A 7,506-nucleotide genomic window follows, 5' to 3' on the forward strand; every position below is an offset into this window, starting at 1 on the left:
ACCTCAGGCTAGGCCGTCGGTGATTCAAAAAAGTGCTCCTATGCCATTCCTATCGCGGCTGATCAGTTTGTATGTCCCGCGTCAATGCGTCATAGTCGCGCTCGCACTGCTGCCCTGCGATGCGGGCGCGATCAGCGTATTCCGCCAACGCTCCCGCTCCCGCTCGCGCTCGCGCGTCAGCCCGGCCGAGCGCGTCGGCGAGCAAATCAAGGACGCGCCGGTTGGCGCGCTTCCGGCGCCCACGGCGAAGCCGCGGGCACGCTCGGCCAGCACCACGACTTGCTTGCGCAAGCCACCAGCAGCAAACGCGGCGCGAGCGGCATCAGCGCGCGCCGCGTCACGTTGTTTCGCAGCATCTTCGGCAATCTCCTGTTGGGTCGCGGTACGGCGTCGCTCTTCGGCCCGCGCCGTCTCCACGGCTTTAATCTGCGTCATGGCAGCATCCTTCTGGATATCGGCGAGTCGGCGCGCGCTGGCGAGGGGCTCGACATAAACGCCAGCCGCAGCACCGATAGCGGTGGTGAGCAGATACGGCCAGATGGTTTTCGGTATCACAATCCCTTTTCGCATAATGCACGCTCTTCCGCGCGACGCTTCACCAAGCCAGGAAGCACATGCCCACCAGCCGTCACCCATTGCAAACGACCGTTGTCAGACTCGTTCAACGCACGGCATCCCCCGCGCCAGTCGCCCGCGTTGAAACGTTTCGCCGCCGTGCTGCCGCAGTACGCGGCTGGGCCGACGTTGTAAGCAAAGCTCACTGCGGCCGCAAGCTGGTATGCATGCCCCTTCAGGCCCGGCGTGCACCTCAGTACCGGCTCGGCGTGCTCGACCAACCGCTGTTCGAGACGCGCGCGGCACTTGTCCAGTGTGAAGCGCTGCCCGGCATGCACGTCCTTCGTATCGCCGTAGCAAGCCGTGATGATCCCGATCGGGTCGGCGCGCGCGACGAGTTCCAACCCTTCGAACCTCGGAACCATCGAAACAAGAAGGGCCGCCGCAGCAGCCCCCACAACACCAGCGAGTGTCTTCTTGGATACGTTAGCCATCGAGCAACGCCCCCTTCCCGTTGGTCTTGATCAGGTAGTACGCTTGGAGACCGATGTATGCGAGTGTCGCCACCGCGACGTACCAGTTGATGTCGTGGCTCGTCAGCCACAGCCAAAAATTGCTGCCAACCGCAGGCACGGTTTTCATCGCACTCGCAATGACTTCGCTCTTCATCGAGCCCTCGCAATGAAAAAAGCCGCCCGAAGGCGGTATCTAGGTTGAGAAGCGCGTACATCGTCCAGTCGATCTTGGAAATTCGACTAAACTTGCAACCCCATATCCTGAAAATATCCTTATGCCACCTGTATATGAAACCGCCAGGAGCAACGACATAAAAGTTCTTCGCAGCATCGCCATCCTGCTGGCAATCGGCCAACACTACGGGGGACGCCTGCCCAGTCCCGGTTGGTACTGATTGCCTTTCAACCATGCCCGGTTCTGGACTGGTTTCAATATTTTTTTGCGATCTCTGGCCACCTGATCACGCAAACATTTCTCCGGCACGTAGAGATGACATCGAGCATGAGGTCAGCGCTTCGCCCGTTCTCGGCGAAGCGCTGCCACCGACAACTTCTTTGGGTTCCTAGCCAGCTTAATTATCCGAACCGATCGCGATCATTAAATGGAAAACCTACAGAAATGAAATAACTCACAAAAAAATAAATTATCTAATGGCGGTTGTTGGATCATGGAATACCAAGAAATGCCCAGCCAACCAGTAAAATTATGGGATATCCGGAGTCTCGCCAGTGAAAACCCAAAAATTCAACGCGCATCGCGTCCCGTCTCTTGACATGATTCGCGGCTATGCCGCGCTGGTAGTTGTCATCGCGCACACATCGATCGCCGGCGTATATAGGGTAGAGCCGTTATGGAGTCATCTCAAATGGTCCCCCCTACGAGTGATATGGGCAGGGCATCAAGCGGTGATCGTATTTCTTATGCTTAGCGGATTTGCCTTGGCACATATGTATGGAGGAATAAGAGGGAACCGCTATCTATCATTCGCAGCAGCACGAATCACACGGCTCTACCCTCCATTTATTGCCTCTTTGACTGTAGCGATCGCTGGATATTGGATACTCGCCAAAGCAGGAAACGTCTGGGAAAAGGGTTGGCTGAATACCGTACACCCAGTGTTGTCAAGAGAAATGGTCATGAATCATCTGACCATGATCGGGACCTATGATACGAGCCAAATCAATCCACCTATATGGTCGATTGTGCATGAGATGCGAATTTCGCTTCTATTCCCCATCATATGGCTATCAGTCGGTCGCCTACAATTCAAAGCCGTGCTGATCGCTGTTGCAACCTCGATTGCGATCGGCATTGCGGCTCTGTCCGCCTTGACGACAAGCTTCCCACGGCCGGTACAAGACTGGCTACTCACACTTCATTATTCGACCTTTTTTGTTATTGGCGCATGGTTTTACCTTCGACGTGAAAATATTACCCGTTGGGCGCTTTCCTTAACGCCGCGCATGCGTGCAGTCACCTGGATCGTCGCTTTAGGCATCGCCGCATATCCATTCGACAACCCATGGAGCATAGGGGAACGAATTTTTGGTGACCTAGGCTCATCTATCGGGATTTTCATTTTGATGGCGCTTTCATTCACAATCAGCAAAGGCCCCGCGCACTCGATCGGACATTGGCTTGGAAAAATCTCGTTCAGTTTGTATCTGAATCACTATTTCATTTTGAACGCGTGCATCATCTTGCTGCACAAGCAATTTGGCGCCGTAGCTGTTTGGATTTGTACCATTGGTACCTCCATGCTGCTCGCCGCGATCATGCATGCCGCAGTGGAATCACCATCTCAACACCTTGCGCGCCGGCTTCGCCGGCGCCTTGCGTTCCAACGAAGGTCGACTATCGCTCAATCTTAGTTCGGAGTCGAAAACACCCATGCACCACTGATCTGTTCGGCAGTCCATCGCAGGTCAGGACGCGGCTCGACATCCGTTACGTCAACCATGCTTTCAACCAGCTCCCTCGTATAGCGCTGGCCGATGGGAATCTCCGATCCCTCGTCGTCAAGCATGGGATGAATGATCTCGACGACAGCGCCTTCATAAATTCGTGCATATATGGCCATTATGCGTACTCCCTGATGATGACGAGTCCGGACTGCCCAGTGCCGCCGGAAACATTCGATACGCTACCTGCATAGAGGCTCCCTCCACCGCCACCGGAGCCATAATTGAGACCGGAAAGTCCATCGGCGTTAGAAAAAGGCTGCGCTCCCGGACCAAATTTGCTCGCTCCGCCCGCACCTCCGGCCACATTGAGGTTGCCTAGGGCAGTACCATATCCGCCCGCCCCACCGAAGAACGGAAAGTAATTGGCGCCGGACGGTATTTGTCCTTGCTGAGTCCCCCCGCTTAAGAAAGGCGTATTGGTAGGCGATCCACCGACTCCGCCAAATCCACCTGGAGCCGAAATAAGAGCACCCGCGCTGGATGTTCCACCATTGGCGCCAGCGTTATTTCCTGCGGCACCGCCCGCACCTCCCTGACCGACAGTAATAACGAGACTCGAGAAACCCAACGAGTATCTGCCGATGCCGTATGAACCGCCGCCGCCGCCACTGGCCGTTGCGGGCTGGGTGCCATTGGCAAAACAACCGCCTCCTCCACCGCCACCACCCTGAACCTCGATTTCCACAAAGCTTGTCGTAGCGAGCGACGTAAAACTGGTCGCACCCACAGTGGTATATGGTGCCCCATCGATAGTCAACCGCTGCTGCCCAGCGAGGAAAATATAGATCGACGTTCTCAGCAAACGGCCTGCAGCAGCCTTTCTGATTCCCGAAATTAAATTGGCTTCAAGCAATGCGGTCGTGCCATCGTCGATAGCATCCTGCCCGGTTTGATCGACAATGAACTGCGCCAGAACGGCCGCCATAATCGAACTCTGGCGCCAGACCTTGTTGAGTTGCGCAGACTGCGCAACGCCAGACTGAAACCCGCCAAGCCGAGCGGCCAGCGCCGAATACGCCGACTGGCCGATAACATTCGCGTTCGAGCCGCCGCCGAATACCAGAAAATCATTGTTTGCCATGCTCGCTCCTATATAGTTTTACCTCATGCCCCGGTATTGAAGCCGGAAACAAATTGATTACCCACGCCGAAGTCGAACATCGGCCCGGTGTCGATACCCGACTTGCATGCCTTCAGGCTTGAGCGGGATATACCCGCCCGCGAATGACGAGACCTTCCGCGCGATGCTGTTGGTATCGACGATGCCAAACAGCGTGTCGCCCTGCACAGTGACCGGACTGAACGATTGATAGGTCTCAATCGTGGCCGAGTTCACGTCGCTGATCGCCTTTGCAAACACGGCGAGCATCTAGCCGTCCTGGCTGTCGGCTTCCAGGTACGTGTCGGCGCCGTAAATCGATCGGCACAAATCCTGCCGAGACGCAAACACGTCGGCGTAAGTCGGCGCGGTGATGCCGTTCGCATCGATGGTGGGTGCAAGGGGGCCGCTCGCTGATCGCGCGCCAGTACAGGAAGACATTCTTGACTCTCGCGCGCAATCCAATCGACGACCCTCACAACGGGGTGATCTTCCACGCTCTCCCGGACGGGTTCGCTAACCCGTAATATGCTGCTCGAACTGAACCGGGCTAAGGAAATTCAGCGTTGAATGCTGTCAGTGTGGATTGCAGAAGCGTTCGATGTAATCAAACATCGGCACGTGTCTCACACGGATCAGCAAAGCGTCTGCCCCTCTTCGTGTACATCGCCACCGCGACGTACCAGTTGATGTCGTGGCTCGTCAGCCACAGCCAAAAATTGCTGCCAACCGCAGGCACGGTTTTCATCGCACTCGCAATGACTTCGCTCTTCATCGAGCTCTCGCAATGAAAAAAGCCGCCCGAAGGCGGCATAGATAATGTCCGGCAACGTATAAAGACGCCTACTGTACAATTCGTCTCGAAAATACGTATAGGATAAACATCGGAGATTGAGCACACTCGTGAAATCGCCTACTACATACACGCTCACCGACCAACTTCAACCAGGCCACAATAATTTTGATTTGATACGCCTTTGCGCAGCATTGGCCGTCATGTTTGGTCACTCTTTTTGGTTGCAGCCCGCGGCCGGACGCACCGAGCCGATCCTTAAATACACTGGCCTTGAATACTCCGGTAGTCTCGCCGTCTACACGTTTTTCCTGCTTAGTGGCGTGCTTGTCTCTGCAAGCTTCGATCGTCAACAGTCCGTCGCTCGCTTCATCATCCTGCGCCTAGTGCGAATTTATCCGGCGCTCATTGTTTGTTCGTTTCTGACAGCCTATCTGATCTATCCGATCGTCTCACATGTCGGCTTCATGCAAGCGATCACTGCATCGGACACTTGGCGTTATTTTTCGACCAACGCCTTACAGCTCTTCTCGGCACAAGGGACTCTCCCGGGTTTGTTCGAGGCCGCTCCACTGAAATCCGCAGTGAACGCCTCGCTCTGGACTCTCTCCATGGAACTCAAGTGCTACATGCTCGTACTCGTCGCAGGCGTTATTGGCTGCTTCAAATCGAAGTTGCGCCTCATCGTCTTCTGCACGCTCACATTGACGGCATTTGCGTACCTCGTAGCAAACGGCGCAAGTTCACCATTTTTTAGTAGTCTCACCAACAAACCAACTGGCTATTCGTTTTACGCCCCTCCCTTCTTCGTCCTTGGGATGTTACTTTATACGTTTCGCGATTACATACGATTGAGCTGGCCGATCACCATCGCAATGATTTTTGGTTATCTCGTCACTCGAACATCATCCTATAGCGTACCGCTTTTTTATGTCGCCTTTGTCTACATTCTGCTTTGGATTAGCATTACAAGGATACTACATTATTTAGCACCACGAAATGACTATTCATACGGGATCTATCTTTGGGCATTCCCAATACAGCAAATCATTGCATCACAAAATCCCGAATTAGACAATTTTTTCAGTCTCATGATTTCGATTCCAGCAACGCTACTTCTAGCGATAGCGTCTTGGTATCTGATAGAGAAACCCGCTATCGCATTCTTTCGCACGAGATACAGAACTCGTCCAGTTCGTTCAACTGCTAACGAATTCACAAAACGCTAGTCGGTGTCGATTACGGATCGTTGGCGGCAGGAAATTCCGGAACCACGAATTTTCCATCGCTGACCACCCAACCAACGCCACACGGCTCGCCGTCGGAGAGTCCCAGTGTGGAGCAACCTTCCGGCGACGACCATGTCGATTCATCTCCGTTCCATATTATGATGTTTACGACCTTCTGCTCAGAAATCACTGCATAAACGCTCATGCGAATTCCTCTACAATAATGATGCCAGGAGCTCCAGCGCCACCTGTATTCGCAGCGCCGCCAGCGCCAACACCTGCCCCTCCACCGCCCGAGCCATAACCTGACGCACCACCGCCCGCGCCACCGCCAGCCCCCCACCCACCCGCGCCCCAAAGAGAATCAGCACCATTACTACCGTTCACGACTCCGGATGAAATTCCGAAACTCTGTTTTGCGGATGCCCCCTTGCCCGAAACAACAAATGCCCCACTACCCGAGCACGAAGCTTGTGAATACGACGGAATCACCGAAAAAGGTGGAGTTGCAGCAATTCCGCCAAGCCCACCCGAACCACCTCCGAATATGGCGAGCCCGCCAAAACTCGAATTACCTCCTGCCCCTCCAGGATTAGAACCTGCTGCCGCAGGTATGCCACCCGCCCCGATGGTAATGGTCTGAGTAGAGAGGCCGGAAGCTATGAAAATTTCACCATACGCTCCTGCATTCCCGCCACTACCAGCAGACCCCTGCGAACTACCTGCGGCGGAACAACTTCCACCAGAGCCACCACCGCCGATGCCGCGCACACGCCCCTTCGTCGCCGTAACCGTCCGGCCGCCGATCGTGTAAGTGCCGGGCGTGTAGGTACCGCTTGCCGTGAAAACTTGAACCCCAAGGAACAGGCCAAGCGCCTGCCCCGCTTGCAGTGCCTGCGGGCTTTGCGTCGCAGGACCAACAAAAACAGGAGCGCTGTTCGGCCCAATACCCAATGCAGCAAAATCCGACTCTTGAGAATAGAGCGACGGAGTAATTCCCCGCTCGACCTTGCATCGACGAAACGAAATGCCGTAAGCGGCCGCGTTCAGTCCAGACAGCAACGCCACGACGGGAACGATATAGGATGTGCCATTGGGCGTCGTGGCAGTCATGCTATAACGCGACAGCGGTGTGCCGTTCGGAATGTTTAGACTGCCGAGCCCGCTACCAATAAGGTTGCTTGAGTTATCGTATGCAGCCAGATAGAACATCACCACGCCCGACATCACTCCGACCGTCGAGATAGCAATCGACGCAGACACCGGGATATTCGTACGCGGTCTTTTAACGACGCCCCTCAGCGGTTGAGGGCAGCAGGCATTCTCCAAGGCATGAGATCGGCGTAGTCG

Annotated in this window: 11 protein-coding genes and 1 pseudogene; 2 read left to right on the forward strand and 10 right to left on the reverse strand. The window is 55.0% G+C overall.

All coding sequences use genetic code 11. From position 1 onward, the window contains the following. Window positions 1-49 precede the first annotated feature (49 nt). The 3 genes and pseudogenes from WS68_RS16315 to WS68_RS16325 all read right to left on the reverse strand — a co-directional run bounded on the left by WS68_RS16315 (window position 50) and on the right by WS68_RS16325 (window position 1,224). Window positions 50-570, reverse strand: a pseudogene (locus WS68_RS16315) (DUF2514 family protein). Continuing rightward, the gene (locus WS68_RS16320; protein ID WP_059571785.1) at window positions 552-1,049 is read right to left on the reverse strand and encodes a lysozyme; all 498 of its coding nucleotides are present in this window, start codon (window positions 1,047-1,049) and stop codon (window positions 552-554) included. The pseudogene WS68_RS16315 and the gene WS68_RS16320 overlap by 19 nt, the downstream one beginning before the upstream one ends. Beyond that, on the reverse strand, window positions 1,042-1,224 hold the full coding sequence (locus WS68_RS16325; protein ID WP_059571786.1) for a hypothetical protein: 183 nt from the start codon (window positions 1,222-1,224) through the stop codon (window positions 1,042-1,044). Before WS68_RS16325 ends, WS68_RS16320 begins: the two co-directional genes overlap by 8 nt. A gap of 575 nt (window positions 1,225-1,799) precedes the next feature. On the opposite strand from WS68_RS16325, the gene WS68_RS26375 reads away from it, so the two are divergent. Further along, on the forward strand, window positions 1,800-2,942 hold the full coding sequence (locus WS68_RS26375; protein ID WP_156429543.1) for an acyltransferase family protein: 1,143 nt from the start codon (window positions 1,800-1,802) through the stop codon (window positions 2,940-2,942). On the opposite strand, the gene WS68_RS28425 is transcribed toward WS68_RS26375, so the two are convergent. From WS68_RS28425 to WS68_RS28435, 5 genes are all read right to left on the reverse strand, one after another. Beyond that, complete coding sequence (locus WS68_RS28425; protein ID WP_059571788.1) at window positions 2,939-3,151, reverse strand: hypothetical protein; 213 nt, start codon at window positions 3,149-3,151, stop codon at window positions 2,939-2,941. The two genes, WS68_RS26375 and WS68_RS28425, sit on opposite strands and share 4 nt — an antisense overlap. After that, window positions 3,151-4,116, reverse strand: coding sequence for a glycine-rich domain-containing protein (locus tag WS68_RS28430; RefSeq protein WP_197419626.1), 966 nt, complete (start codon window positions 4,114-4,116; stop codon window positions 3,151-3,153). The genes WS68_RS28425 and WS68_RS28430 overlap by 1 nt, the downstream gene beginning before the upstream one ends. Before the next feature lie 57 nt (window positions 4,117-4,173). Then, on the reverse strand, window positions 4,174-4,404 hold the full coding sequence (locus tag WS68_RS28995; RefSeq protein ID WP_059571789.1) for a hypothetical protein: 231 nt from the start codon (window positions 4,402-4,404) through the stop codon (window positions 4,174-4,176). Beyond that, complete coding sequence (locus tag WS68_RS29000) at window positions 4,405-4,575, reverse strand: hypothetical protein (RefSeq protein WP_231753040.1); 171 nt, start codon at window positions 4,573-4,575, stop codon at window positions 4,405-4,407. It abuts the gene before it with no gap. 166 nt (window positions 4,576-4,741) lie between these two features. Then, window positions 4,742-4,909 carry a hypothetical protein gene (locus WS68_RS28435; RefSeq protein ID WP_197419627.1) on the reverse strand — a complete coding sequence of 56 codons (168 nt, stop codon included), beginning with the start codon at window positions 4,907-4,909 and terminating at the stop codon, window positions 4,742-4,744. A 128-nt stretch (window positions 4,910-5,037) separates the two neighbouring features. On the opposite strand from WS68_RS28435, the gene WS68_RS16350 reads away from it, so the two are divergent. After that, entirely contained in the window at window positions 5,038-6,156 is a 1,119-nt protein-coding gene (locus tag WS68_RS16350; protein ID WP_156429544.1) for an acyltransferase family protein, read from the forward strand. Window positions 6,157-6,166: 10 nt separating this feature from the next. Here the strand turns inward: WS68_RS16350 and WS68_RS27745 are convergent, their stop codons facing one another. After that, complete coding sequence (locus tag WS68_RS27745; RefSeq protein ID WP_156429545.1) at window positions 6,167-6,361, reverse strand: hypothetical protein; 195 nt, start codon at window positions 6,359-6,361, stop codon at window positions 6,167-6,169. After that, a complete protein-coding gene (locus tag WS68_RS27750; protein WP_156429546.1) occupies window positions 6,358-7,419 on the reverse strand; it encodes a hypothetical protein in 1,062 nt (353 codons plus the stop codon). The genes WS68_RS27745 and WS68_RS27750 overlap by 4 nt, the downstream gene beginning before the upstream one ends. Window positions 7,420-7,506 lie beyond the last annotated feature (87 nt).

Origin of the sequence: Burkholderia sp. TSV86, from assembly GCF_001522865.1 — a bacterium.
GTDB lineage: Bacteria > Pseudomonadota > Gammaproteobacteria > Burkholderiales > Burkholderiaceae > Burkholderia.